This window comes from Gordonia mangrovi, assembly GCF_024734075.1.
Lineage (GTDB): Bacteria > Actinomycetota > Actinomycetes > Mycobacteriales > Mycobacteriaceae > Gordonia > Gordonia mangrovi.
Genome location: NZ_CP102850.1, coordinates 1,833,281 through 1,855,377 on the forward strand (window position 1 = coordinate 1,833,281; position 22,097 = coordinate 1,855,377).

Annotated in this window: 19 protein-coding genes; 9 read left to right on the top strand and 10 right to left on the bottom strand. The window is 68.2% G+C overall.

Annotated elements, in window-relative coordinates; genetic code table 11:
• Nucleotides 1–20 precede the first annotated feature (20 nt).
• The 6 genes from NWF22_RS08395 to NWF22_RS08420 all read right to left on the bottom strand — a co-directional run bounded on the left by NWF22_RS08395 (nt 21) and on the right by NWF22_RS08420 (nt 6,140).
• Entirely contained in the window at nt 21–1,424 is a 1,404-nt protein-coding gene (locus NWF22_RS08395; RefSeq protein WP_160903955.1) for a hypothetical protein, read from the bottom strand.
• Between the two features lie 96 nt (nt 1,425–1,520).
• Complete coding sequence (locus NWF22_RS08400) at nt 1,521–2,819, bottom strand: lipase family protein (RefSeq protein WP_160903956.1); 1,299 nt, start codon at nt 2,817–2,819, stop codon at nt 1,521–1,523.
• Between the two features lie 107 nt (nt 2,820–2,926).
• The gene (locus tag NWF22_RS08405) at nt 2,927–3,430 is read right to left on the bottom strand and encodes a gluconokinase (protein WP_160903957.1); all 504 of its coding nucleotides are present in this window, start codon (nt 3,428–3,430) and stop codon (nt 2,927–2,929) included.
• 117 nt (nt 3,431–3,547) lie between these two features.
• Nucleotides 3,548–4,570: an aspartate-semialdehyde dehydrogenase gene (locus NWF22_RS08410; RefSeq protein ID WP_160903958.1), complete on the bottom strand. Its 1,023-nt coding sequence runs from the start codon at nt 4,568–4,570 to the stop codon at nt 3,548–3,550.
• A gap of 2 nt (nt 4,571–4,572) precedes the next feature.
• Nucleotides 4,573–5,838: an aspartate kinase gene (locus NWF22_RS08415; RefSeq protein WP_160904009.1), complete on the bottom strand. Its 1,266-nt coding sequence runs from the start codon at nt 5,836–5,838 to the stop codon at nt 4,573–4,575.
• A gap of 125 nt (nt 5,839–5,963) precedes the next feature.
• A complete protein-coding gene (locus NWF22_RS08420; RefSeq protein WP_160903959.1) occupies nt 5,964–6,140 on the bottom strand; it encodes a hypothetical protein in 177 nt (58 codons plus the stop codon).
• Nucleotides 6,141–6,167: 27 nt separating this feature from the next.
• On the opposite strand from NWF22_RS08420, the gene NWF22_RS08425 reads away from it, so the two are divergent.
• A complete protein-coding gene (locus NWF22_RS08425; RefSeq protein ID WP_373691987.1) occupies nt 6,168–7,439 on the top strand; it encodes a putative hexosyltransferase in 1,272 nt (423 codons plus the stop codon).
• A gap of 24 nt (nt 7,440–7,463) precedes the next feature.
• Here the strand turns inward: NWF22_RS08425 and NWF22_RS08430 are convergent, their stop codons facing one another.
• Nucleotides 7,464–8,150 (bottom strand): TetR/AcrR family transcriptional regulator, encoded by a 687-nt coding sequence (locus NWF22_RS08430; RefSeq protein WP_258321362.1) that lies wholly within the window; start codon nt 8,148–8,150, stop codon nt 7,464–7,466.
• A gap of 153 nt (nt 8,151–8,303) precedes the next feature.
• Here NWF22_RS08430 and NWF22_RS08435 point away from each other — a divergent pair, with 153 nt between their 5' ends.
• The 4 genes from NWF22_RS08435 (at nt 8,304) to NWF22_RS08450 (ending at nt 13,226) form a co-directional block, all read left to right on the top strand.
• Nucleotides 8,304–9,863 carry an MFS transporter gene (locus tag NWF22_RS08435; protein ID WP_160903961.1) on the top strand — a complete coding sequence of 520 codons (1,560 nt, stop codon included), beginning with the start codon at nt 8,304–8,306 and terminating at the stop codon, nt 9,861–9,863.
• 9 nt (nt 9,864–9,872) lie between these two features.
• On the top strand, nt 9,873–10,463 hold the full coding sequence (locus NWF22_RS08440) for a nitroreductase family protein (RefSeq protein WP_160903962.1): 591 nt from the start codon (nt 9,873–9,875) through the stop codon (nt 10,461–10,463).
• 153 nt (nt 10,464–10,616) lie between these two features.
• Nucleotides 10,617–12,470 (top strand): 2-isopropylmalate synthase, encoded by a 1,854-nt coding sequence (gene leuA, locus NWF22_RS08445; protein WP_160903963.1) that lies wholly within the window; start codon nt 10,617–10,619, stop codon nt 12,468–12,470.
• Nucleotides 12,471–12,773: 303 nt separating this feature from the next.
• Nucleotides 12,774–13,226 carry a DUF6325 family protein gene (locus tag NWF22_RS08450; protein WP_160903964.1) on the top strand — a complete coding sequence of 151 codons (453 nt, stop codon included), beginning with the start codon at nt 12,774–12,776 and terminating at the stop codon, nt 13,224–13,226.
• A gap of 8 nt (nt 13,227–13,234) precedes the next feature.
• Here the strand turns inward: NWF22_RS08450 and NWF22_RS08455 are convergent, their stop codons facing one another.
• The gene (locus NWF22_RS08455; RefSeq protein ID WP_160903965.1) at nt 13,235–15,907 is read right to left on the bottom strand and encodes a winged helix-turn-helix domain-containing protein; all 2,673 of its coding nucleotides are present in this window, start codon (nt 15,905–15,907) and stop codon (nt 13,235–13,237) included.
• A 165-nt stretch (nt 15,908–16,072) separates the two neighbouring features.
• Here NWF22_RS08455 and NWF22_RS08460 point away from each other — a divergent pair, with 165 nt between their 5' ends.
• Complete coding sequence (locus NWF22_RS08460; protein ID WP_160903966.1) at nt 16,073–16,228, top strand: hypothetical protein; 156 nt, start codon at nt 16,073–16,075, stop codon at nt 16,226–16,228.
• A gap of 3 nt (nt 16,229–16,231) precedes the next feature.
• On the opposite strand, the gene NWF22_RS08465 is transcribed toward NWF22_RS08460, so the two are convergent.
• Nucleotides 16,232–17,674 carry a hypothetical protein gene (locus NWF22_RS08465; RefSeq protein ID WP_202398949.1) on the bottom strand — a complete coding sequence of 481 codons (1,443 nt, stop codon included), beginning with the start codon at nt 17,672–17,674 and terminating at the stop codon, nt 16,232–16,234.
• Nucleotides 17,675–17,912: 238 nt separating this feature from the next.
• Here NWF22_RS08465 and NWF22_RS08470 point away from each other — a divergent pair, with 238 nt between their 5' ends.
• Nucleotides 17,913–18,293 (top strand): SHOCT domain-containing protein, encoded by a 381-nt coding sequence (locus NWF22_RS08470; protein ID WP_160903967.1) that lies wholly within the window; start codon nt 17,913–17,915, stop codon nt 18,291–18,293.
• Between the two features lie 58 nt (nt 18,294–18,351).
• Here the strand turns inward: NWF22_RS08470 and NWF22_RS08475 are convergent, their stop codons facing one another.
• A complete protein-coding gene (locus NWF22_RS08475) occupies nt 18,352–19,497 on the bottom strand; it encodes an alpha/beta hydrolase family protein (protein WP_258321363.1) in 1,146 nt (381 codons plus the stop codon).
• 235 nt (nt 19,498–19,732) lie between these two features.
• Between NWF22_RS08475 and NWF22_RS08480 the strand changes: the two genes are divergently transcribed.
• On the top strand, nt 19,733–19,888 hold the full coding sequence (locus NWF22_RS08480) for a DUF1059 domain-containing protein (protein WP_160903968.1): 156 nt from the start codon (nt 19,733–19,735) through the stop codon (nt 19,886–19,888).
• Between the two features lie 70 nt (nt 19,889–19,958).
• A complete protein-coding gene (locus NWF22_RS08485; protein WP_160903969.1) occupies nt 19,959–22,079 on the top strand; it encodes a DNA/RNA non-specific endonuclease in 2,121 nt (706 codons plus the stop codon).
• The last annotated feature ends 18 nt before the right edge of the window (nt 22,080–22,097 follow it).

Genomic DNA, 22,097 nt, shown 5'->3' on the forward strand with positions numbered 1-22,097 from the left:
TGTTCCACGGCCGTCACCGGTCACCGAGTGATCTTCAGCATGCGTCCGATCGTCGCCTGCCACAGGGTTCCATCACGCGCGATGGTGCCAGTGAGTTCGAGCGGTTCGTCGATCGGGGCATCCCCCACCCGGAGTGTGCGCACCCGTTTGCCGGTCGCGAAATCGGTTGCCACGTAATAGACCGGGCCCAGCTGCTGCACCGACCCCGGCACGTATGGGCCGTACCCGAGTGCGTTGATCAGACCGTCCCCACGGGACAGCCGGGGCAGGGTCGCGAGGCGATCGCCGTTCTCCCAGACCCGCCGGCACCCACTGTCCGACACATCGATCCGGGTCGACCCGCCCACGAATGGCGCGTCGGCCGGCGAGCTCGGCCCGGTCACCGCCATCGGCGGATACTGATAGCCGTAGGTGCTCGGGATCACCAGCGAGTCGCCCCACGCGATGATCGAGTTCTCGGTGCCCTGCCCGGACGTACCGAAGGCCGCCATCCGGCAGACCGTCGCACCGGTGTCGCTGTGGTACACGGTGAGCTGCGGGCGCTCGCCGTTGTCGACGATGGCCACCCACCCGTCCCCACCCGGACCGAAATAGGTGGGCGTCGTGCCCGAACCCCAGGTCAGCTGGCCGGGCCGCCGGGCCTCACCACGGTCGTAGGTCCGCCGCCACACCACCTGTGGCGTGCCGTCTCCGCCGGCGCGCATCTCGTAGAGCGCGTGGGTGGACAGCACCGAGACACCGGACTCCCGCACCGACAGCCCGTTACCCAGATCCTCACCCGGCGGCAGATGCATTGAACGGGCCCGTCCGCCGGTGACCGTACCCACCACCCCGTGCGTCGTGGCGAACCAGACGCGGTGCGCGAAATCCGGCGCCAGACCGGTGATCGCATCCCCGTCCGGGATGTGCGCCGATACATCGACCCGGTCGTCGACGTAGAGTTGCCAACCCGAACCGGCCCGACGATGCGCGACCCGCAAGATCGCGCCGGAACCGTCCGCCACCACCACCCGGTCGCGGCTGTCGAGATAGCCGTACACCCCGCCGAGCAGCCCGCCTTTGGTCAGCTGCAGCCGGGCGACCGGCGTGGCCGTCGCGGGGTCGAACAAGGCGACGGTCGGCACCGCGAACTCCGGCGGCGAGGTTCCCACGAACTGCGTGCACAGCGACACGGGCATCCCGTCGCGGCCGATGAACGTCGCCGCGCACGCCCCGCCCGGTACCGCCGACGCGACCAGCCGGGCGGTGCGACCCGGACCGTGAAACGGTGTCGAGTCGGTCGACCACAGGTCGCCATGCATGAGCGACGTTCCCACCGGCCCCACACCTGTCGTGGGTTGTGGCGCGGCTGCCGGGACCGCCGTGGCCGGCGGGGCGACGATCATCGTCAGCACTGCGGCGACCACCGCAGCGAACGTCGACATCCGAATCCGGCCTCGGTACCCCCACATGGTCGACAGCTCACCACGTCTCGCCGTCGGCCGGTGCCGTCTTGGGTGAGAAGGTCGCAATTGCCGGCGCTACTGATCGAAATGTGTGAGCAGGAACTGGGTGCCGGGCAGCAGGGTGGTGAGCATCGGCAGCGCATGATTGACCACCAGCCCGGGGAAGATCGGCGGGATCTGGTTGGTCACCAGCGCGACGTCGGCACCCTGCGCGCGCCAGTCCCGATACAGTTGCTCGACCTGGTTGTAGGAGATGACGTCGTCATTGATGCCGCCTTCGAGCAACACCGGGGCGTTGGGGGTCAACCGACCGATGTGCTGATCGTCGACGGCCTTTCGCGCGGCCGGCGTGCGCTCGATGACCGCCGACAGCGGCTCACCGGTGCGGGTCCACTGGTTGGTGCGCTGGAAGCCGAATGCCAGACCGGTGTCCCCGATGCACTGCGTGGCCAACTGAGCGAGCACCCGGCGTCCCGTCGGAGCGGTCTCCCGTTCGATCACCGACTGCAGCGCAGGGTATCGAGCGGCCAGACCATTGATCGCGTACCCGAGGACACCCGTGATGAACGTGCCGTCGACCTGCCGGGTCACCTTCGCGAGATCGGCCGGCGGGGCGCCCGCGTAGGTGGCCTTGACGTTCAGTTCCGGAGCATAGGTCTGGGCCATCTCCGCTGCCGATGCCGCGGCTCCGCCACCCTGCGAATAGCCGGAGAAGCCGACCGGGGCGTCGTCGCCCGCCTTGGAGAGCGACAATGCCACCCGCGCACCGTCGAGCATGGCCGCACCCGATTCCCGGCGGTTCACGTAGGTGTGGATGCCAGGTGTGCCCATTCCGATGTAGTCGGTGATGAACACGCGCACGCCGTTGAGCAGCAAGAGATTCAGTTCGAGGGCGGTGTAGTTGACCGCGATGCTGGGCTTCGCGGGATCGATCGCGAGGGGGAAGTTCATCAGTTTCGAGCCCGCGCACTGGTCGCCCTGACCGACAGTGCCCGGTCCGAGCACGACGGTCGGTCGCGCGCCCCGCCGCTGCCACGGCGCAGTCGGTTCGACCAGCGTGCCGGTGACCGCTGCCGGCGTCCCGTCCTGATACTGCGAGGTGTACATGACGCGCGTCGCCGTACCCGGCCACTGATTTCCCATGCCGGGGATCTGCAGCAACAGCGGACTGGGTTCGCTACGGATGACCGACCCGGGCTCGGTGTCGAACCGGGCGGGCGGTGTGTAGAAGTTGCCGACAGCCGACGCGGCGGGCGTACCCACCACCAGACCGGAGCCGGCGATCAGACCGGTGACGACGAGCGCGATGACCCGTCGGGTCGCCTGGAGTTCAGGAAATCGCATCATTGAGATGTTCCCCCAGATTTGTCTCATACCTTGGTAAGCTACCGCACAGTAACAACTGCGGGTGAGCGGGGTCATCCCATAACCGAAAGGTCCGGTTGTCCTCGAGGGTCAGGACGGGCGGCTCCACGCGGTCGTCACGCCCGGTCGCACTCCTGGAGCAGTGCCACGGTTTGCCCGACGATCACCGCCACGTCCTGGTCTACGTCAACCACACCACCGGCCTCGTCGGAACCGAGTGGCTCGAGGGTGTCGAATTGGGACTCCAGCAATGCCGCGGGCATGAAATGTCCAGGACGGGACGCCTGCCGACGGGTGATGACCTCGATCGGGCCGTCCAGATGGACGAAGAAGACCAACGGCGCATGGGCGCGGAGCTGGTCGCGGTAGGAGAGCTTGAGGGCCGAACAGCTCACCACGCCACCGTCGGCGTGCTCGGCCAGCCACTGCCCGACCGCGTCGAGCCACGGACGCCGATCATCGTCGTCGAGCGCTGAACCCGACGACATCTTGGCGACGTTCTGCGGCGAGTGGAAATCGTCTGCGTCGGCGAACGGGACCTGTAGGCGCCGGGCCAGCGCCATCCCGACCGTCGATTTTCCCGATCCGGACACTCCCATCACCACGACCGACGATCGCATGTGTGCTCCTCAGCTGTTGTCGGCGACGGCCCGAAAAGCGAAAAACGTCACGAGGGCAGTCCCTCGTGACGTTCTCGCACGCTCACCTGCGCAGGCGCATCGGCGGACAGAGTGGTGTCAGACCAACAACTCCGCGATCTGAATCGTGTTGAGCGCGGCGCCCTTACGCAGATTGTCACCCGAGACGAACAGCGCGAGTCCGCGGCCGTCCGGCACACCCGGGTCCTGGCGGATACGTCCGACAAGCGAGTTGTCCTTGCCGGCCGCGGCGAGCGGAGTCGGCACATCGGCGAGCTCGACGCCGGCTGCCGCACCGAGGATCTCCTGCGCTTTCGCCACCGACAGCGGGTTGGCGAACTCGGCGTTGATCGACAGCGAGTGACCGGTGAACACCGGCACCCGCACGCAGGTGCCGCTCACCAACAGTTCCGGCAACCCGAGGATCTTGCGGGATTCGTTGCGCAGCTTCTGATCTTCGTCGGTCTCACCCGATCCGTCGTCGACCAGCGCGCCGGCCATGGCCAGCACGTTGAAGGCGATCGGCGCGACGTACTTGTCGGGGGCCGGGAAGTCGACGGAACTGCCGTCGTAGACCAGCTTCTCGGCGTCGCCGATCACCGCGCGCGTCTGCGAGGCGAGTTCCTCGACGCCCGCGAGTCCGCTGCCCGACACCGCCTGATAGCTCGAGATGATGAGGCGCTGCAAACCGGCCGCCTCGTGCAGCGGCTTGAGCACCGGCATCGCGGCCATGGTGGTGCAGTTGGGGTTGGCGACGATGCCCTTGGGCGGGTTCTTGGCGAGTTCGCCGTTGACCTCGGACACGACCAGCGGGACGTCGGGGTCCTTGCGCCATGCCGACGAGTTGTCGATCACGGTCACGCCGGCCGCGGCGAAGCGCGGTGCCTGCTCCTTGGACATGGTCCCGCCGGCGGAGAACAGTGCGATGTCCAGGCCCGAGGGATCGGCCGTGGCGGCATCCTCCACGACGATCTCGCCGTCGCCCCACGGCAGCTTCTTGCCCGCCGACCGCGACGACGCGAAGAACCGAACCTCGTCGGCCGGGAACTTGCGCTCCGCCAGCAGGGTACGCATGACGCCACCGACCTGGCCGGTCGCGCCCACAACTCCGATACTCACCATTTCTATCGCCCCGTTCCCCCGTAGACAACGGCTTCCTCGTCGCCACCGAGATCGAACGCCGCATGCAGCGCGCGCACGGCGTCGTCGAGCTCGGTGTCGCGGCACAGCACCGAGATGCGGATCTCCGAGGTGGAGATGAGCTCGATGTTGATGCCGGCGTTGCTCAGCGACTCGCAGAAGGTGGCGGTGACGCCGGGATGGCTCTTCATGCCGGCGCCGACGAGCGACACCTTGCCGATGTGATCGTCGTAGAGCAGATCGGTGAAGCCGATCTCGTCCTTGAGTTTGGTCAGCTTCTCCACACCGAGCGGGCCGAGCTCGCGCGGCAGGGTGAAGGTGATGTCGGTCTTGCCGGTGTCCACCTTGGACACGTTCTGCAGGACCATGTCGATGTTGATCTCGGCGTCGGCGACGGCACGGAAGACCTTGGCCGCGTAGCCGGGCTTGTCGTCGAGACCGACCACGGTGATCTTGGCTTCGCTGCGGTCATGGGCGACGCCGGTGAGAATGGCTTCTTCCACGGGGATGTCCTCCATCGAGCCGGCGACGAGTGTGCCGGGTTTTGTCGAGTACGACGAGCGCACATGAACAGGGGTGTTGTAGCGGCGTGCGTATTCCACGCACCGCAGCATCAGCACCTTGGCGCCGCAGGCGGCGAGTTCCAGCATCTCCTCGAAGGAGACGGTTTCGAGACGCTTGGCATCGGGCACGATGCGCGGATCGGCGGAGTAGACGCCGTCGACATCGGTGTAGATCTCGCAGACGTCGGCCTTGAGCGCGGCCGCGAGAGCGACCGCGGTGGTGTCGGAACCACCACGACCGAGCGTGGTGATGTCCTTGGTGTCCTGGGCCACGCCCTGGAAACCGGCGACCAGCACGATCTTGCCCTCGTCGAGGGCGCTGCGGACGCGGCCCGGCGTCACGTCGATGATCTTCGCCTTGCCGTGGCTGCTGGTGGTGATGACGCCGGCCTGGGAGCCGGTGAACGACTGTGCCTGCGCGCCCAGCGAGCTGATCGCCATGGCGACCAGGGCGTTGGAGATGCGTTCACCGGAGGTGAGCAGCATGTCCATCTCGCGCGGCGGCGGAGTCGGATTCACCTGCTGGGCCAGGTCGAGGAGTTCATCGGTGGTGTCACCCATCGCGGAGACCACCACCACGACGTCGTTGCCCTGCTTCTTGGTCTCGACGATGCGCTCGGCGACACGGCGAATCCGCTCGGCCGTTGCGACCGAGGACCCACCGTACTTCTGCACTACGAGTGCCACGTCGACCACCTTTCGGGGGTTGTCGGATGTGCATCGCCCCAGTTCGGAGTGCTCGACGTTGAGCATCGGGGCGAACCTGGAGATCCTGTCCGCACGTTCGTCGGGGTATTCGGACGAACTTGCGATCAGCACCACTTAGCGGCCATCACCTTACCGGCGGCGACCTTCATGCCCGAATCCGCCACCCACGCCGGTGTGAGACCGGCCATATATGCGGACGCGGTCGTCGGTGCCGCCACGCCGATTCCCTCGGACCAGATGTGACTGACCGCCGATGGCCCGGCGAGTGTGGTGGTGGCCATGTCGCGGGTCGTCCTACCATCGCTGAGGTGGCCACCGGAACCGACATCGGTGCCTCCGCACGCGGTGGGCGCGTGCCGCGGCGCACTGCACACTCCACCACCGCACGCACGTCCCGGGGCCGCGATGCGACGGTGTGGGAGTTCCTCGCTCGCCCCTCGGTCCTGCGGTGGATCGAACCGATCGTCGTCTTCCTGGTCATCCGTGCGATCGGCATCGCGGTGCTGGCGCGTTTCGCCGAGCTACGCGACACCACGCTCGGCGACACCCTGTGGCTCTGGGACGGACAGTGGATGGTGGCGATCGCCGAGTACGGCTACCGCAATGTGCCGTTCACGCAGACCGATGCGCGCGGACTGCACACCCCGGATACCGCCTACGCGTTCTTCCCGGGATATCCGGTGCTGGTGGGTGGGGTGGCCAAGTTACCGCTGATCACCCCGTACGGCGCAGCGATCGCGGTGAATGTGGTGTTGGGGTGTGTGGCCGCGGTCGGCGCCGCCCGGCTCGGTGCGTGGTGCGCGCGGCTGATGGCGCGGCGCTCGCCCCTCGGTCCGGCCGACCCCCGGCGCACGGGACTGTTGGTGGTGGCGTTGTTCGCGGCCACACCGATGTCGGTGGTGCTGAACATGGCGTACACCGAAGCGCTGTTCTGCGCGCTCGCGGTGTGGGCGTTGATCGGGGTGCTGGAGCATCGGTGGCTGCTGGCCGGCACCTGTGCGCTGCTCGCCGGGCTGAGTCGCCCGACCGGTGTGGTGGTGGTCGGGGTGGTGGTCCTCGCCGCCGTGCTGGCGCGGCGCGACGGATGGCGGGCATGGGCGGCGGTGGTCATCAGCCCGCTGGGATACCTCGGCTATCTGGCGGTCGTCTGGTGGCGCACCGGCTCGCCGACCGGCTGGTTCCGCATCCAGACCGAGGGCTGGGGCACCCGGTTCGACTGGGGACGCACCACCTTCGCGTTCGTCAACGACTCGCTGGTGCATTCCGGTGAGGTCGCACCCGTGGCGACATCGGGGATCATCATCGGCACCCTGGGCCTGCTGATCCTCGCGGTGTGGTCGCGGCTGCCGTGGCCGGTGCTGCTCTACGGGGCGCTGGTGGTCGCGTCGATCGTGCTGTCGAGTGGCCTGATGATGAGCCGGGCACGGCTCCTGTTGCCGGCGTTCGTCCTGCTGATCCCGGTGGCCGTGATCATGGCCCGGTGGCGGCCGGGGGTCGCGGCCGCGGCGCTGACCCCCGTCGTGCTGGGCAGCGCCTGGTTCGGCGCGCACATGCTGACGGTGTATCCGCACGCGATGTGAACCCGCGCCGGGAGGCCCACAGACTCAGCGTTCGCCACGGGCGGCGAACCCCTCGCACAGGTAGGCGATCCCGTCGTCGAGACGGCTACGCGGGTCCAGCAACCCCGGCGCGACCGGACTCGCGGCGAGTCCGGACAGATGCGGCGCGAGCGCTTTGGGCTCACCCGCGATCAGTTTCGCCAGCCCGTCGGGGCCCTCAGAGGGTTTCTCCGCGCGCAGCAGATCATCGCTCACCGCCACCAGCGCCACGCCATGCACGTGACTCCACACGGTCAACGCCATGCCGGTGGCCTCCACCAGGTCGACGCCCAGGTCGAGGAACCCGGCGGCGAACCAGTCCAGACACCGCAGCGACTCGTCGCCGAAGCTGTGTCGTGGCGACGAATAGGCCAGGACGACCCAGGGATGTCGCCGATACAGCTTCCAGTCGATGTCGACCACCACCCGCACCCGGTCCCGCCAGCCCCAGTGCGCGGGGTCATCGACCGGATACGGGAACCGCCGGCCGATCTCCTCCGACATCTCCTGCAGCAGCGCATCCTTGTCGTCGACATGGCGGTACAGCGACATCGCCCCGACGCCCAGGTCGTCGGCGATGCGGCGCATCGACAACGCGCCGATCCCGTCGCGGTCGGCCACCGCGATGGCCGTGTCCACGATCGCCTCCAGGGTCAGCTTCAGGCTCGCGGTCCCCTTGTCCGCTGACGCCACCGACGACTCCCTTCCGTGCCACCCGCGTGTGTGCACCACCACCTGCGGGAATAAATGATTTGCGTACAGCGTACCCACGTGGAGTACCGTCGTTGCGTACGGCGTACGCGACACCGTTCGTCGCCGCCGCGAGCAGAACCGAGGAGCACTCCCATGTCCGTCATCATCTCGTCATCCGATCGGCACCGGAACCCGTCCGGCGCCGATCGACGTGTGTGGTGGGGTCTGGCGGTGCTGACGCTGCCGGTGCTGCTGGTGTCGATGGACTTCTCCGTGCTCTATCTGGCGATCCCCGCCATCACCGACGCATTGGCCCCCACCGCCGCGCAGCAACTGTGGATCCTCGACATCTACGGCTTCCTGATCGCCGGGTTGCTCATCACGATGGGCAACGTCGGCGACCGCATCGGTCGGCGTCGGGTGCTGCTGGCCGGCGCCGCACTGTTCGGCCTGGCCTCGGTCATCGCCGCGTTCGCACCGAACGCGGCGGTGCTGATCGCGGCACGCGCGCTGATGGGCGTCGGTGGCGCCACGCTGATGCCGTCGAGCCTGTCGCTGCTGGCCAACATGTTCCCCGATGCCCGCGAGCGGGCCAAGGCCATCGGCGTGTGGACCGCGGCGTTCGCCGGCGGCAGCGCGATCGGGCCCGTCGTCGGCGGCGTGCTGCTGCACCATTACTGGTGGGGTGCGGTGTTCCTGATCAACGTGCCGGTGCTGGCGGTGCTGTTCGTCGCCGCCCCGCGACTCGTGCCGGAGTACCGGGCCCCGGTGGTGGCGCGGTTCGACGTGGTCGGCGTCGTGCTGTCGCTGCTGGGCATCCTGCCGGTGGTGTACGCGGTCAAGACGATGGCCGCCGAAGGCCTCGACGGCGGCGTCGTCGTCATCGGGTTGTTCGGCCTGGCGATGCTGGTCACGTTCCTGGCGCACCAACGCCGGGCGCCCGCACCGCTGCTCGATCTCGCCCTGTTCCGCAACCCGCAGTTCAGCGCGGCGGTGTCGACAGCACTCGTCGGCATGATGGCACTGGGCGGTATGTCGTACCTGACCGGCGTGTATCTGCAGTCGGTGCGCGGGTTCGACGTGCTCACCGCGGCGCTGGCCGGCCTGCCGATGGCGGTCGCGGTGGCCGTGTTCTCCATCGGGGCCTCCCGGGTGGTGGTGGCGTTCGGGCTGCGTACCGCATTCGTCGGGGCGGTGCTGTTCGCCGCGCTCGGAAACCTCGGATTGCTGGCACTGTCGCTGTCGAGCCCGCTATGGGTGTACCTGGCCTTCACCTCGATCGCGGGCATCGGCTACGGCATCGTGTTCAGTCTGGTCTCCGACGTCGTCGTGGGGTCGGTGCCGGTGGAACGCTCCGGCGCCGCATCCGGCATCTCCGAGACGAGTTTCGAGCTGGGCACCGCGATGGGTCTCGCGCTGCTCGGTTCACTGGCGACGCTGGTGTTCCGGGAACGCTCCGACGGCTGGAGCTTCGGCGACACCCTGGGCGACACGTTGCATCGGGCAACCGAGATGGGCAGCAGTGGCACCGAACTCGCCGGCGCGGCGCGGGTCGCCTTCGTCGACGGGATGCACGCCGCATCGTTGGCAAGCGTGATCGCACTCGGCGTGCTCGCGGTGGTGCTGACCGTGGTGATGCGCCCCCGGCCCGCTCCCGCTGCCGGCCGACCGACGTCACCGACGGTGACCGGCGCCGAGGTCGTGCACCCGTAGCCTGGCGGAGTGCACGAACTCATCGCCGGCCGGCGCAGTGCGCGCGGCTACGACCCCGATGCGACCATCACCGCCGCCGACCTGACCGCCGTCCTCGAGGCCGGACGCTGGGCGCCCACCTGGGGCCGCATGCAGCCGGTGCGGTTCGTCGTCGGCGTGCGCGGCGATGCCACGTTCGCCGGACTCACCGAGATCCTCACCCGTGGCAACGCGGGATGGGCGCCGGCGTCGGCGGCGCTGGTGCTCGTGTGCACCAGCGCCGAGCCCGACGACGAGAAGGCCCGCACCTACGCCGCAGTCGATGCGGGTTTGGCTGTGTCCCAGATGATCCTGCAGGCGGGCGCGCTCGGCTTCAACGGCCATCCGATGGCCGGTTTCGACCCCGACGCGGCCCGGCGGCGGTTCGGCATCCCCGACGACCGGCGTCCGCTCGTGTTGCTCGGCATCGGCCGCGTGGCCGACCCCACGAACGTGGCACCGGAGATCCGCGAACGCGACGCCCGGCCGCGCACCCGATTGCCGCTGGCCGAGGTCGCCTTCGCCGACACCTGGGGCACCCCGTATCGGCCGTCCGACCGACGTTCGCCAGAGGGCATTTGATCCGCGACCGTGGCGGGGAGTACAGTCCAGCACATGCAGCGTGCACTCCTTCTCGGTTGCCGCGGCGGGGTCTGATTCGACCGGCCCTCCGTCGCGGGGCCTTTTCACGCGCCGGTCATCTTCACCCGATCTGATCCACGGAGAATGACCATCATGGCACCAGCAGACAGCTTCACCTCCGGCACGAGCCGCATCGTCGAGCCCGCCGGCCCCATCCCCGCAGACCAACCGGTCTGGAACACCCAGCGCAGTTCGGCGATGCCGGTACACCGCTACCGCCAGTTCGCCGACGAGGTCGAGAACGTGGCGGTGCCCGACCGCACCTGGCCCGACAAGACCATCACCACCGCCCCGGCGTGGTGCGCCGTCGATCTGCGCGACGGCAACCAGGCGCTGATCGACCCGATGAGTCCCGCCCGTAAGCGCCGCATGTTCGAGCTGCTGGTGCGCATGGGCTACAAGGAGATCGAGGTCGGTTTCCCGTCGGCCAGCCAGACCGACTACGACTTCGTCCGCGAGATCATCGAGGACGGCGCCATCCCCGACGACGTCACCATCCAGGTGCTCACCCAGTGCCGCCCGGAGCTGATCGAGCGCACCTTCGACGCCTGCCGAGGCGCCGGCAAGGTGATCGTGCACTTCTACAACTCCACCTCGGTGCTACAGCGCCGGGTGGTCTTCCGCGCCGACAAGGACGCGATCACCAAGATCGCCACCGACGCGGCGCACAAGGTGCTCGCCGAGCAGCAGAAGTACCCCGACACCCAGTGGCGCTACGAGTACTCACCAGAGTCCTACACCGGCACCGAGCTGAGCTACGCCAAGCAGGTGTGCGATGCGGTCACCGAGATCATCGCTCCGACGCCGGAGAACCCGATGATCATCAACCTCCCGGCGACCGTCGAGATGGCGACCCCCAACGTGTACGCCGACTCCATCGAGTGGATGCACCGCAACCTTGCGCGACGGGACTCCATCATCCTGAGCCTGCACCCACACAACGACCGTGGAACCGCCGTCGCCGCAGCCGAACTCGGCTATCAGGCGGGCGCCGACCGCATCGAGGGCTGCCTGTTCGGTAACGGTGAGCGCACCGGCAACGTCTGCCTGGTCACCCTGGGCATGAACCTGTTCAGCCGGGGCGTGGACCCGCAGATCACGTTCTCCGACATCGACGAGATCCGGCGCACCGTCGAGTACTGCAACCAGCTCAACGTGCCCGAACGTCACCCCTACGGCGGCGACCTGGTGTACACCGCCTTCTCCGGCAGCCACCAGGACGCGATCAACAAGGGCCTCGATCAGATGAAGTTCGACGCCGACGACGCCGATCAGGATATGGATGACATCCTGTGGCAGGTGCCGTATCTGCCGATCGATCCCAAGGATGTCGGACGCAACTATGAAGCGGTGATCCGCGTCAACAGCCAGTCCGGCAAGGGCGGTGTCGCCTACATCATGAAGGCCGACCACGGCATGAATCTGCCGCGCCGGCTGCAGATCGAGTTCAGCAAGGAGATCCAGAAGATCACCGACGGCGAGGGCGGTGAGGTCAACCCGAAGGAGATGTGGGACGTCTTCGCCGAGGAGTACCTGAACCCGGTCCGCCCGCTGGAACGTATGCGCCAGAAGGTGGATGCGGCCGAGGTCGACGGCGGCGAGGACAACATCTCCGCCGTGGTGAAGGTCGACGGGGTGGAACGCGAGATCAGTGGCCGCGGCAACGGCCCGCTCGCCGCGTTCGTCGACGCCCTCTCGACGGTCGGTTTCGACGTACGGGTGCTGGACTACAGCGAGCACGCGTTGACCTCCGGTGGTGACGCGAGCGCAGCCGCGTACGTGGAGACCGAGGTCAACGGCGAGACCGTCTGGGGTGTGGGAGTCGCATCGTCGATCACCACGGCCAGCCTGCGTGCGGTCGTGTCGGCGGTCAACCGCGCCCACCGGGTGGCCGGCCCCGACCTCAGCGCCGTCGCCGAAACGGCGCCGCGTACCTGGGCTCCGTAACACCACGCGCAGCACATCCCGATCACGGCGGCGGTCTGACGCCGCCCGATGACCCGCGATGCCCGGACGACCTCCGCGCGCATCGTGCCAGAGACTGGGCCGGAACCAGCCGGGCGGGCGATCCCCGCCGAGGGTTCCGGCCCATTCTCGTGTGTGGCCCGTTGTCCGGCCCGAGTCATCGGACCCGATGCAATCACCCGTTCCGGATGACCGGCCCGGGACGGTTGTCACACACAATCGAAGGTATCCACGATCAGGTCGTCTCAACGACCTCGAACCCATCCCCCCGGCGAGGAGGAGCGCATGGTGGCCTCGACCGGACACGAACCGTGCGAGCTGGGTCCGATCGACTATCTCGTCATCGAACTTCCCCAGGGCACAACGACTCTGACCGAGCAGATGACCGACCAGATCATCCGCTCGGTGTCGGATCGCACGCTGCGCATCCTCGAGTTGCTCATCGTCGAACGCGATGGCGCCGGCGACCTCACGGTCACCGAGTTCGAGGAATTGACCGACCGGGGATTACGCGGACTGGACGCATCGCTGGTGGAGATACTCGCCGGTGAGGATGTGCACAATCTGGCCAGTGCGATCGCGCCGGGCCGGTGTGCGGTGGTGATCGTGTGGGAATACCTGACGGCGACCTCCTTCACCGCAGCCGTTCGCGCGTCCGGGGCAACGCTGGTGGCGCAGGGGCGCATTCCCGCCCAGGCGATCGCGGCCACCCTGCGGGGCGACGACGAGGACGCCTGAGCCGAACCTCAGATCAGGTGGCACTCCTTCGCCCGGTCCACCGCGTCCCGGCGGGAGGACACCCCGAGCTTGCGGTAGATCGACTGCTGGTGGGTCTTCACCGTGTTCACCGATACGAACAGATCCGCGGCGATCTCGGCTGCCTTGTACATCGTCGGCAGGTAGCGCAGCACCATCAACTCGCGGTCGGTCAGCGATTCCATCGGCGGCGGCACAGCGGATGTCGCCTCCACCATCTGACCTCGACCACAGACACCGATCAGCTCACGCAGGAACTCCGGCTCGTCGGTGGTCGTGTGGTCCAGGCGGGTGAGCAACCCGGCCGTCCACGGCCCACCGGCCACGAACGGCCGAATCTGTCGCACCGGCGCCGCCAGCCGTACCGCCGTCGCCAGGTGTTCCAGCGCCACCGACTCCCGGTGCAGCCGAGCCCAGGCCACGGCTGAGAGCAGTTCGGCCTCGACCGCCTGCAGCCGGTGCGGTGCGAACCCGGCCGTGAGGCCCAGCGCGTCGATCGCCGCTGCGGGCCGGTCGGCCGCCAGATGCGCCTTGGCCAGCACGACGCGCGTCAACGCACCGGAGTAGGTGGCCGCCGACGACGACTCCCCCAGGAAGGCGATCACGGATTCGGCCTCGCCCATCAGGATTCGTGTCTCCGCGACCACCACCTCGTGCCAGCTGCACAGCAGCGCAGGCAGCCCGGACGACATCTGCCGGGCTGCCTCGAGGCGCCGGCATGCCGCGCGTGCCCCGTACGCGTCGGCCCGGAGAACCGCGATACCCGCGGCGGCGGCCTCGACGATCAGCAGTGCTGCGATGTCACACCCCGGACCGACGGCGCGGCGTCCCATCCATACCGCCCGGTCGGCGGCATCGAGATCATTGCGTTCGAGGTGCAGCAGTGCCTGCGACGCGTACAGCGCCACCGCTTGTGGCTGCCGCGTCCACCCGTGACCGTCGACCACTACGGTCATCGCAGCGATGCGCTCGGCGACCACGGTCAGATCTCCGCGTACCAGATCCGTCAACGCGAGATAGGTCTCGGCGGCCAATGCTGTCAGATCCAGGCCGAGATCCTCTGCGGTGGCGCGACTTGCCACGAGTTCTCTTGCAGCCGCATCGATATCACCACGGTGAAACAGCCCGATCCCTCGATTGTTGCGAGCCAGCAGCGCGTAGGCCTGGGCCGCGGGGACCTCGACGCGGGATGCCTGCGCCACCAGCGCCAGCACGTCGTCGCAGCGGTCGATCAGTTCGAGCAGCCGACTGGTGCGCGCGGTGACCATACGGGTCAGCGCGATCAGTATCCGCGAACCCGGCGACGAACGGTGAGGGTCGGCATCCAGAAGCCGACCGGCATCCTCGGCACTGCGCGACATCTCGGCGAAGTCACCGCGGTGATAGCAGAGGACAGCTGTGGCCAGCAGGGTATCGGCGGTGGGTCGGCGCGCCGCCTCCGTCGCCGCCGCCTCGAGTTCGGCGGCCAGCGACGATGCCTGTGGGGACACCACCAGCGGGCCGGCCACGTTGCCGAGCACGGCGGTCACGTCGTGCCAGGCACCGGCCCGGGCGAAGTGGCCGATCGCGGCGATCGGGTCACCGTTGTCCACCCACCAGCGCGCCGCACGACTGTGCAGATCGGCGGGCGCATCCGGATTCTCGGCGCCGAGCCGATAGACGAGCAGTTCCCGGAACAGCGGATGGTAGGCGTACCAATCGGGTCGGTCGGCCAGTCGCACGGTCAGCACGTTGCCGGCAACCAGGTTGTCGAGGACCCGGCGACTGTCCACCCGCCCGGTCAGCGCGTGGGCCAACGACGGTGTGATGGTCTCCACGACCGACGTCGCCAGCAGGAATCTGCGGTCGGTCGGGGCAAGGTCCTCGAGCACCTCTTCCAGCAGATAGGCCGCCACAAGTTCGTTCTGCCCGGTGAGTCGCGGGGTCGTGACATGGCCGAGGTCGTCGCGCGCGCTGAGCACCGCCAGGCGCAGTCCGGTCGCCCATCCCTGGGTTCGCTCGAGGAGCGCATCGACGTCGGCGGCGGTGAAATCGGTGCCGACGCACCTACCGAACTCGACGACGTCGTCGGCGGTGAACTGCAGGTCACGCGTGGTGATCTCGGTGAGCCGGCCGTCGAGCCGCACCCGCTGGAGCCGCAACTCGGCCGCCGTACGGGTGATGAGGATCAGTCGCAGCCGCTCGGGTTGGCGCGCGATCAGATGGCGGATCGAATGCATGACCTCGGGCGCGCGGATGCGGTGCAGATCGTCGAGGACCAGCGTCACCGGGGCAGGTGCGGCGGCGATCCCGTCGATGATCAGATCCACCTCGGACTCGGCGAATGCCATGGCGGGCGCGATGTCGTGGAGTCCGCTCGGCCCGGTCGGCGCACCGGCGGCACCGAGCGCGCCGAGCACGTCGTTCCAGAAGCCGCGAAGCCCACCGCGCTCGCCGACCGCGAGCCACGCGACCGGACCGTCGACGGCCCGTCGCTGTAGCCACGCCGAGACGGCGAGCGTTTTCCCATACCCGGGACCGGCCGCGACCACAGCGACATCGCCGGGCCCGCACGCGGTCAGGGCGTCGTCGAGCCGGGCCCGATGGACGTAGGTCGGCGGCAGGGCGGGCCGGGCAGTACGTAGCCGCAACCTCGGCGACAGTCGACCTCTCGGCGTGTCCACGCGGCACCCACTCCGTGTCAACCCCGACCCGACCTCGGGGACCCTCGAGAAGATGATATCGGCAAGCAGACCCACGGGCGAGTGATCATCCGGCCGGGATGAGCACCCTGACCACGCTGACCTGGCATCATCGAGGGCGACCACCGCTCGAGGGAGGCGATCTCAATGCCTATGCGTCACGGCCGGTTCACCCGGCGTGCAGTGATCGGACACCCCGTCGTCCGATCACCCGCACCCATCGACTCGGCGTCGTTGGTGGCAAAGGGGGTGGCCCGCCGCAAGGCCCGCGACGGCCACGGCGCGACCGACCGATCCGACTGAGCGCTACTGCGCGGCCTCGACCTGCCGGTCCCGCCGGGCCGGCCGCATCGCGATCTCGAGCGCCGCGAGCACCAGGCAGGTGATCACGACCGTCCAGATCACCACCAGCCCCGTCGGATAGGACCAGAACATCAAGATCAAGGCGGCCGCGACCACGACGGCGATGCGTACCGGAATCCGTGCCTGATACAGCGCCTGTTCGACGGCGTTGGGTTCGCGTTGTTTGCGTCGTGCGTCCAGCGCCCCGATGCCACCACTGAAGCCGCGCCGGACAGCCTGCGCGGACCGGGACCCGCCGGCGAAGAACACGACGACGGCCACCACCAGCGCGGCCACGGCCACCGCCCGCAACGCCAGCCGCAGCGGGTTGACGACGGTATCGAAGATCGCCCGGGCGGCATCCGGTGCGAGTACGTCGGCGGGGATCTCACTCATGTACACCGCGCGCCCGATGAGCAGCCCGATCGCCAACACGAGCATGGCGACGGCAATCGAGATCGCGACAGCCGCGGTCATCCGTAGCCGGCTCCCCGTACCGATCACCAGAATGGCGCCGATCGCGGCGGCGAGCGCCAGCCACGGCAACACGTCGGCGACCTTGTCCAACGCGTTGACCCAACGTTGCGCATCGGCCAGCTGCGGTGATTCGAACACCACGAAGCTCTTGTCGACCTCGGGGATGTTGTTGGCGAAGGAGAATCCCCGGTCGGCCAGCCGTTGTTTGACCTGTTCGATGATCGGGCCGAGCTCGATGCTGATGGTGCCGTTGGGGTCGACCTCGACGGCGCCGCGCTCGGTGTCGCCGGTGAGGACGGCGACCACCGACTGGTGTGCGGCGCGGTTGGCTGCCATCCACAGTTGTTCGAATTCGTTGGACTGCACGAATCGGCTGACCGTCTGCTGGATGAACGATTCCGCCTGGTTGGCCAGGACCGGGGCCAGCCCCACAACGGTCTGATCGAGGCGGGGTCGCTCGGCCGGGGTGAGGTCGACGAGCTGCTGCAGGGCGTCCTCGGTGATCTGCCGGATGTCGACCTGCTCATCGATTGCCGCGGTGATCGAGTCGGTGACCTGATTCTGCACCGCGGGATCGGAGGCGAGCGGTGCCACCGTCGAGACATAGTGGTCGGTGTCGAGGAGTTCGCCGCGCACATAGCGCGTCGTCACCGACAGCAGGGTCAGTACGGCGCACAACACCACGAGCACCACCGCGGCGAAACGTCGCCAGAACATGCGACGATGCGGCGCCGGCGCTCGGGTCGCGGTGAGGTCGGCGACCTGCGCCCGTAAACGTTCGAGTTCCGCACGCTCGTCGGTGTCGAGTGGGCGCCCTTTTCCGTCGACTGGGCGCTCAGCAGCGGTGCCCGCGGACCGTTCCGCGCCGGCGTCCTCCGGATGATCGCCACCCGCGTCTGGTTCTGCGCGGTCCCCGGTCGGCTCACTCACGTCATGTCTCCGCTCTGTCGATCCCCGCGAAATCCTCGCACGGCGAGATCGAACCCGCCGGTCAACGCTCCGACCGTCTCACGCTGTGGACCCGAAGACATCCTCCGTGACGGGTGAATCGGCGACGACGAGACGAAGTCACCCGTTCCAGGTGATCCCCAGTGGGTTCGCAGCAGGCATGCTGGCCTGACGATCCGTCTGCGGCATCGCCATGCCGCCGCGTTCAAGGAGTGACGACATGTGGGATTCGTTCTGGGATTTCATCTGGTACACGGTGGTGATCTTCATCTTCGTGGCCTATCTGATGATGCTGTTCTGGATCATCAGCGACCTCTTCCGGGATCGGGCACTGTCCGGCTGGTGGAAAGCCGTGTGGATGGTGTTGCTGATCTTCATCCCGTGGTTGACTGCACTGGTCTACCTGATCGCTCGCGGGCCGGGGATGTCGCGACGCGCCGCCGAGGCGCAGAGCCAGATGCAGCAGCAGTCCGACGCCTACATCCGGTCGGTGGCCGGTAAGTCGTCGGCCGACCAGATCGCGGATGCGAAAGCGCTTCTCGACGCCGGCACGATCGATCAGCAGGAGTTCGAGTCGCTCAAGGCCAAGGCGCTGAGCTGACCGCGACGGCCCCCCAACCGGGTGATCCGCGACCCGGTGATCCCCAACCCGGGTGCGGTCATCCGGCGGGGATCACCCGGTCCAGGAAGTCCAGGACATCGTCCATTCCGCCGTCGGCACGCAGGTCGGTGTGATCGGTGTTGATCGTCTCGAGCTCATAGTCGGTGCCGGCCTCACGGAACTCGCGCAACAAGCGAAGGGTCATCGGGATGGGCACGGTGATATCGCGCAGTCCGTGCACAATGAGGATCGGTCCGCCTTGCTCGGCCACCGGCACCGTCATGTAGTCGCGGAGAGCGTCCCGAAAGGCGTCGTCGCCGAGTGGCTTCGACAACAGCGCGTCCGGCCGTTTGCCGTCGAGGATCGACTCCCAGTTCGGACCGCACGATCGACCCACCTCGTCGACGGCACGCTTGCCGAAATCGGAGAGGTAGGACGCCACGTCGACATCCTGCTGATTGGCCGACATCCCGGCCAGGATGGCCGCGAGCGGTCCCGACATCGCCCGGGGCAACGCGGGGATACCGGGGCGCATCAACCAGATGACGTCCTCGAAGTTCGATGCCGGGGCCAACGCCGCCGTGCCGCGGAAGTCCAGTTCGGGCGCATATCTGTCGGCGTAGTGGCCCGCCGCCAATGCGGCATGGCCACCCTGCGATGATCCGGCCGCCGCCCACGTGTCCGAGAGCCCGATGACCACGGTGCGGGCGGCTTTGACGATGTCGATGACGGCGGTCGCCTCCGACCGGGTGTGCAGGTAGGCGTGTGGGCCGAGCGAGTCCGGGCCGAGCCCGATGTAGTCGGTGGCCACCACCGCATACCCCGCGTCGGTGAGCGCTTCGACCACCGGCGCCGTCGACCGGATCAGATCGTCGGAGTCCGCGAGCCCACAGCTCTCCCCGAGTCCGGAGGTGCCATGTGCCCACGAGACGACCGGCCATCCGTCGCGGGGCCGCGGACCGTCGGGGAGCCGGACGATGCCGCTCGCGGGTACCACGGCACCGCGCGCGTCCTTGGTCAGATACGACAGCCGCACGACACGGTCCAGACCGCCCCACTGCCCCAGCTGGGAGAGCGCGATCGCCCGACCCGGCTCACCGATGGCCGAGTGCGCGGCGGCGTATGGTGCGCCGACCAGCGCAGACGCCACCAGGGCCACGGCACTCAGCAGTACGAACGGTGTCGAGTATCGGAATCGACGCACGTGTCACACACCGTCCGTGGATGTAGGGCTCCCAACCATCAGCGGCTGCGGGACTCCTCCGTTCGGACAATGCGTCACATGGCCACAGTAGCGATGGCCTGCGCCGTCGCTCTGGTGGCGGTGTTCGACCCCAGGGCCCTCCCGTGAGATGCGCGTCACAGGTACGCTCGCGCGAGTAGTCCGGACACACTGCGCAGGGACACACCGCGCACCGGCCAACCGAGGTGAGGACCGTATGAACCGACCGAAGACGCGTCTGAACTGCCCGTGCGGCGAGGCGATGAAGGGCACCGACGAGGACGATCTGGTGCAGAAGGTCCGCGAGCATCTCAAGGAGAATCACCCGGGGCACGACTACAGCCGCGACGAGATCTTGTTCATGGCGTATTGACCTTGTTCGTGGCGTCTCGACCGTAGTTCGTGGCGTCTCGACGCAACGTGATTGGGGTAGTGCGCTACGCATGTGGCGCGGCGCAGACTCCGCGATCCTGGGGATCACACCCGATCCGGAGGTTGCGGTCATGGTCACCCTGTTCGCCGAATCCGACCCCGCACGATTGCAGCGTAGGCTCGCCGCCGTCACCAACGGTGACCTCAGCGACACCGAGGTCACGAGGCTCGCCGACGGCGACGCCTCCGTGCTCGGCGAGTTGGCGCCGATGACCAAGCAGAAGGTTGCCGCGCTCGTCGCGCCCGCGAACCGGGACACCCTCGAGGCGCTGGTCGGTGGTGCCACCCCGGACTACGTGCCCATCTGTTTCCTCGACCTCGCCCGCACCTCGGCGGCGGCGGTCGCCCGCGTTCTCGACGACCGGCGCCGCCCGCGCGGGACCGGGGTCATGGTGTCGCCGCACCTGTTCCTCACCAACCACCACGTCATCGAATCCGACGCAGTGGCGGCCGGCGGCAGCATCCAGTTCGACTACCAGCTCGGGGTGGATGATCTGCCCGAACCGGTCAGCGAGTACCGGCTGGATCCCTCCACGTTCTTCTGGACGTGCCCGGTCGACGAGCTCGATGTCAGTCTCGTCGCGGTGGGCCCGCGGCTCACCGGTGACCGCGATCTCGCGACCTTCGGGTGGACCGCGTTGTCGTCGGCAGGGGACAAACACGCCGAAGGTGATTTCGTCACCGTGGTGCAGCATCCCGACGGAGACTTCAAACAGATTGCGCTGCGCGAGAATCGGGTGCTCGGCCGGGGCAGCAAGGGCACTACCCTCTACTACTCCGCGGACACGCTACGCGGCTCGAGTGGCAGTCCGGTGTTCAACGACGAGTTCGATCTGGTGGCCCTGCACCACGCCGGTGGGTCACACAACGACACCCGACTCGACGACGGCCGACCGGTCCCCGATGAGTGCAACGAGGGCATCCGGATCAGCGCGATCGTCACGGCGCTGCGCGGCGTACACGACACTCTCCCCCCAGGACGCCGAAACCTGTTGGCGGAAGCCCTCAATCCGCCGACCACAGGCATGACTCCACCCGTGTCGGCCGGTCGCGGCGTGGGCGCTCGCGAGCCCACGATGGCCGACATCGCCGATGCACCCACCGTCACGATCGCGGCCGGCGATCTCCGGCTCCCACAACTGGTCATCACCCAGGACTCCCGACGACCCGACATCGCGGCCGGGGCACGCCCACAGGCGACCACACCGGCTGCGGTCCCCGCCGCCGTGGACTCCATCCCCCTCGAACGCAACGATGCTCCCGACAAGCACTACGACGACCGCCGCGGACACCACGACGACTACCTGCCGGTCCGCGTCGGGCCGCCGAAACTGTCTGCGGCACTGCTGAAGGAATGCGCGGTGCCCGGTGGTGGACGAGCCACCGCCGCGTCGACTCTGCTGCGGTATCACCATTTCTCACTGGTCGTGCACGCGACGCGACGGATGCCGCTGTTCACGATCGTCGACGTCGACGGCCGCCGGCTGCGCAGCATCAATCGGCGCACCGGCGCGGTCGAGGCCGCCGAGGTCTGGTACACCGATCCGCGCATCCCCGAGCACGCTCAGCTCGATCAGAGCCTGTTCGCTGCGCAGCGGCCCCGGGTGTTCGACCGCGGCCATCTGGTGCGCCGGCTCGACCCGGCCTGGGGCAGTCCCGAAACCGCCAAACGTGCCGCCGATGACACCTTCCATTTCACCAACTGCTGTCCACAGATCTCGTCGTTCAATCAGCATCTGTGGCAGGGCATCGAGAACTACGCGCTGCGTAACGCGGCCACCGACAGGGCGCGGATCATCGTCGTCACCGGACCCGTGTTCGGCGTGGACGATCCGCGCTACCGCGAGGTCGCGATCCCGCGCGAGTTCTGGAAGATCGTCGCGCGTGTGCAGGACGGGCGGCTGCGTGCCACCGGCTTCCTCGCCGACCAGGGCACGGCGCTGGACGCCGCGCTCGCCACCGGCCCGGAGTCGTTCGCCGACCTCGACGAACTCACCGTGTATCAGACCCCGATCACCGAGCTGGAAAAGCGGACCGGGCTGGGGATGGCGACTCTACGCACCGCCGACACCATGCCCGCAGCACTGGAATCGGCTGCCGCGCTCGATGATCTGGGCGACGCGCACTGGTGAGCCCGGGATCCGCCGGGT

Bases quoted from the DNA above. Each gene is read 5' to 3' on its own strand.
- NWF22_RS08460 (WP_160903966.1), top strand. From the start codon at position 16,073: ATGCCTATGCGTCACGGCCGGTTCACCCGGCGTGCAGTGATCGGACAC.
- NWF22_RS08480 (WP_160903968.1), top strand. From the start codon at position 19,733: ATGAACCGACCGAAGACGCGTCTGAACTGCCCGTGCGGCGAGGCGATG.
- NWF22_RS08470 (WP_160903967.1), top strand. From the start codon at position 17,913: ATGTGGGATTCGTTCTGGGATTTCATCTGGTACACGGTGGTGATCTTC.
- NWF22_RS08420 (WP_160903959.1), bottom strand. From the start codon at position 6,140: ATGGCCACCACCACACTCGCCGGGCCATCGGCGGTCAGTCACATCTGG.
- leuA (WP_160903963.1), top strand. From the start codon at position 10,617: ATGGCACCAGCAGACAGCTTCACCTCCGGCACGAGCCGCATCGTCGAG.
- NWF22_RS08435 (WP_160903961.1), top strand. From the start codon at position 8,304: ATGTCCGTCATCATCTCGTCATCCGATCGGCACCGGAACCCGTCCGGC.
- NWF22_RS08400 (WP_160903956.1), bottom strand. From the start codon at position 2,819: ATGAGACAAATCTGGGGGAACATCTCAATGATGCGATTTCCTGAACTC.
- NWF22_RS08405 (WP_160903957.1), bottom strand. From the start codon at position 3,430: ATGCGATCGTCGGTCGTGGTGATGGGAGTGTCCGGATCGGGAAAATCG.
- NWF22_RS08485 (WP_160903969.1), top strand. From the start codon at position 19,959: ATGTGGCGCGGCGCAGACTCCGCGATCCTGGGGATCACACCCGATCCG.
- NWF22_RS08450 (WP_160903964.1), top strand. From the start codon at position 12,774: ATGGTGGCCTCGACCGGACACGAACCGTGCGAGCTGGGTCCGATCGAC.
- NWF22_RS08395 (WP_160903955.1), bottom strand. From the start codon at position 1,424: ATGTCGACGTTCGCTGCGGTGGTCGCCGCAGTGCTGACGATGATCGTC.
- NWF22_RS08410 (WP_160903958.1), bottom strand. From the start codon at position 4,570: ATGGTGAGTATCGGAGTTGTGGGCGCGACCGGCCAGGTCGGTGGCGTC.